Origin of the sequence: Hyalangium sp., assembly GCF_035629615.1 — a bacterium.
Classification (GTDB): Bacteria; Myxococcota; Myxococcia; order Myxococcales; family Myxococcaceae; genus Hyalangium.
In genome coordinates this window covers 1-2,550 of the sequence record NZ_DASPHO010000513.1, presented here as the reverse complement: position 1 = coordinate 2,550, position 2,550 = coordinate 1, and the positions used below count along the sequence as shown (strand labels likewise).

Genomic DNA, 2,550 nt, shown 5'->3' with positions numbered 1-2,550 from the left:
CACCACCGTCAGTGGCAGCTCCACACCCGGGGTGGCATCGAACGCCGTCAGCACCAGCATCTGGCCGCCGGAGGGGGTGCTCACCAACGAGGGCCTGACCCTGGAGGCGCCCTCCCCGAGCAGCTGGAACTCAGCCTGGGGATACAGCAGCGCCAGCTCGAAGGGGCGGCCGACCACGAGCCCCTCGCCCGACTCTTGCGCCAGCTTATCCGTCTCCCACTCCTCCGCGGCCTGACGCTTCAGCGACTCGGCCAACGTGCCATAGCTCTCGCGGTAGTAGGCCTTGAGCTCCTGCCACGAGCGCCAGCCGGTCAGCGTGATGGGCGTGGTGGGAAGTCTCGGGCCGCTGACCACCTCGCGGAGCACTCCTCTGGAGGCCTCGCGGTCATCGGCGATCGGTACCTCCGGCACCCAGGTGACGTCCGTCGGCGTCACGGGGCTGTCGAGCCAGGCCGGATCCTGCCCGATGATGCGGTGGGGCAGGCCGCCGATGTTCGCCAGCATCTCGCCCCCGGGGCCCTCGACCACATAGGAGAGGGAGTCCACCTTGTAGAAGGTGGTGGCCATGCTGCCGGCCTGCTGGAGCAGGGTCTCGGCCGGCGATCGCCCCTCGAAGTTCCAGTGAGCGATGGGGTAGTCATGCGCTCCGGTGGAGACGATGATGAAGCCCATGGGCTGCTGGCGGACGAGCACACGGAACTCGTAGTAGGCCACGCCCGACACGTCCGGCCGGTACAGCGGCTGGACAGAGGGAGACAGGATGGCGGTCTCCCAGGTGGGTGCGCTCTCGGAGCCACGCACGTCCTCGAGGAGCTGCGCCGCCCGGCGATGGAACTCCCGCGGCACTTGATCGAGCGAGATGGCCAGCTTGCTGACGATCTGTTGTTCGGCGCTCTGCGGCTCCGTGTCCAGGGTGTCCGGCTGGGAACCCCCCACCCCGCAGCCTGCGAGGGAGAGTGCGAATGCAGCGATCCAGGGCCTCTTGTTGCTCATCTTGTGTCGTTCCTCTGCGTGCCTCTGCGGCGCGCTCAGGGGCTGTGTGCTCGCCCGCTTGATAGGCCATGCACGCAGAGAACGAGGCCGGGGGAGGATCTTCCCGCGGCGAATTTTCCGGTCTTTTCCAGACCTTTAATGGGGATCCGCACGGCTGAGCGGCTCCAGCGGCTCCGCCATGGCCTGCTGGGCCTCAGTCACGGGTGCGCCTGCAGCAGGGCCTTTGCCTCCTCCAGTTGCTTGCGATTCCGCAGCGCCCCCAGGGCCTCCACCTCGCGCCGCAGCAGCATGGCGGCACCGCCCGTGCGCACCACCACGTCCTTCCACAGCGGCGGTGGACGGGTACACAGAAACAGAGGAGGCCGCTGACGGGTGCCACAAAGGCTATGCGCCGTCGGGCCGGGGCACCCGCCGTGCAACCCACTTGGGGCACACCCCTGCTCTGCCCGCTGTCCCATCAGGGGCACCCCAGGGCCCTTGAGCCTCTTGGCGACTGCTGCTCAACACCACTCCTGCTGGGGTGGCTCTTGTGAAGAGGACAGCCTGGCAGGTGCCGCAGGCAGCCCCAGGTGTTCCAACATGGCGCGCATCCCACCGGGTGCCGTCACGTACGCAGTACCCGGCGCCTGCCCTCACCGCAGGCACAGACGTCCTGCGCCAAGCTCCTGCGGAGCAGCACGGCCCCGCCCACCGCGCCGTCCTCTCCTTCTTCGGCTCCTCACTCGCTGCTGCCACCGGCTCCTGGCTCGCCACTTCCGGTCCCGGCTCATTCCCCGCTTGAGGGAACACGGTTGATAACCCGCTGCCTCTCAGGTGACAGGCCAGGGCGTTCGGCTAGGATGGTGGAGGTTCTGGTCCTTAGAGACGCAACGCCATCGCCCTTGGATGCCGATATGCCGAATCCCATCCGCTTGCTGCATCTGTCCGATCCGCACATCGCTCGGTCAAGATTCGCCTTCACGGACAGCAAAGACCAGCCCGACCCGACTCAGCTCATTGAAATGATGAACCGGGACCCCGAGTTGGAAACCCCGCCCGATGCAGTAGTCATCTCGGGCGACGTAGGCTGGTCCGGCACTGCTGAGGAGTATGAGCTCGCCGCGAGGTTCATTGAAGCCCTGCAGATTCAGTGGCGAGGTGCACAGTTCATTGTGGCTCCCGGCAACCACGATGTTCACCTCGACCATCCCGAGGATCCACACCATGCCTTCGTGGAGATGCTTCAGCGTATTCACCAGGACGAATTTTCCACGCTCTACCCCTTCGCATCGCCGGATGGCCGCTTTGCCCAGCGGCATTGCCTAGTGGCGGTCAAGCACGTTCCCGGCCAGTTCTTGATTGTTGCTGCAAACTCAGCGGCACACATCAATGCAAAGGCCATAGACGGCAAGCGTGTTATCGACGACCGAGCCCATCTCGACGCAGATGCACTGAAACTCATCGAGGGGAAGCTGAAGGCGCTCGATGACGACCGAGCGCTTCGTATCTTCGTCATGCATCACCACCTGCTCCCCTTCATCCCCGATTGGGGTGACACGATACAGAGCGGCTTAACGC

Annotated in this window: 2 protein-coding genes; one reads left to right on the top strand and one right to left on the bottom strand. The window is 65.5% G+C overall.

Annotated features, from left to right (window positions below; all coding sequences use genetic code 11):
- The coding region (locus tag VD972_RS26245) for a hypothetical protein (protein WP_324991477.1) at positions 1 to 993 on the bottom strand (993 nt) is incomplete at its 3' end.
- Between the two features lie 893 nt (positions 994 to 1,886).
- Between VD972_RS26245 and VD972_RS26240 the strand changes: the two genes are divergently transcribed.
- On the top strand, positions 1,887 to 2,550 hold a 664-nt coding region (locus VD972_RS26240), incomplete at its 3' end, for a metallophosphoesterase family protein (protein WP_324991476.1).